Source organism: Microbulbifer sp. 2205BS26-8 (assembly GCF_030731025.1).
In the GTDB taxonomy this organism is placed as follows: domain Bacteria; phylum Pseudomonadota; class Gammaproteobacteria; order Pseudomonadales; family Cellvibrionaceae; genus Microbulbifer; species Microbulbifer spongiae.
This window is the reverse complement of record NZ_JAVAMR010000141.1, coordinates 1-1008: the sequence shown is the minus strand read 5'-3', so window position 1 is coordinate 1008 and position 1008 is coordinate 1. Positions and strand designations below refer to the sequence as shown.

The window sequence follows — 1008 nt, the reverse complement described above, 5'->3', positions numbered from 1 at the left end:
ACACCGCAGGAAAATGATGTGATCAATATTCAAGTGGATCATGTATCTCTCGATTCTACCGCTGTAAAGGTGCATCCAGACGGCACAGGTGCGTTAAAAAAACGGTCCTCAACCTATCGGCAAATCACGAGGAGGCTGGGCCACCAAAATTTACATGGTTGCAGCGGGTCCCAACCAGGCCGTAGCTTTTTCCCTTTCTCCTGGGCAAGCAGGTGATGCATCTGAGGGTCGAAAGTTACTGAAAACACTGGAAAACTGTGGCTGGGAGGGCGCCAAAGTTCTAATGGACAAAGCCTATGAGGGCGATGAAACCAGACAGTTGGTATTTGATCTTGGCATGGAACCCGTAGTGCCACCCAAAAGTAACCGACTAAGCGTTTGGGATTATGACCAAGAAGTGTACAAAAAACGAAATGAAGTAGAGAGATTGTTCCGACGGCTCAAGGGTTTCAGAAGAATTTTCTCTCGCTTTGACAAACTGGATGTTGTTTTCACGTTTTTTATTCGCTTTGCGCTTATTGCCGATACTTTAATTAGTGTGAACAGGACCTAAAGGCTGGTCTTCAAAAAATCTAATGTGATAAAACTAACACTGAAAAAGAAAATGAATATAAATGATCCAGGCATGTAATAACCGAATAATTTTGGCAGCAAAAAAAAGTAAAATGGGGCGGGAATTATGCAGGCTGTGACAGTATACAAGCAGGTTGTAGACAGGCTTGTCATCGGGCTGCTGGAAAGTAAGCTGCTGAGGACTCCGGTGAGGGTAATCACCAGTAGTCCACCAATCATATTGGGTACAAAGATATACGCCAGATAGGCGATCCATATTGTCACAACACACCAAGAACGTAGGCAATTCGATCCGGCTCAGGCATAAGTATGTCAGGCTAACGTGTTTTAACCTCGCTTGGATAGTCCAGATAGGAATGTCCGAAAATATGAATATCCTGTACCGAGGTGACCAGAGAGCGTGTTTTCGAGAGTGTAAATAATTCTGTGTAACCG

The 1008-nt window shown here is 44.3% G+C and carries 1 pseudogene; it reads left to right on the top strand.

Features of this window, described 5'->3' with window-relative positions:
• Positions 1-553, top strand: a pseudogene (locus Q5Y71_RS16930) (IS5 family transposase); the annotation flags it as partial.
• Between the last annotated feature and the right edge of the window lie 455 nt (positions 554-1008).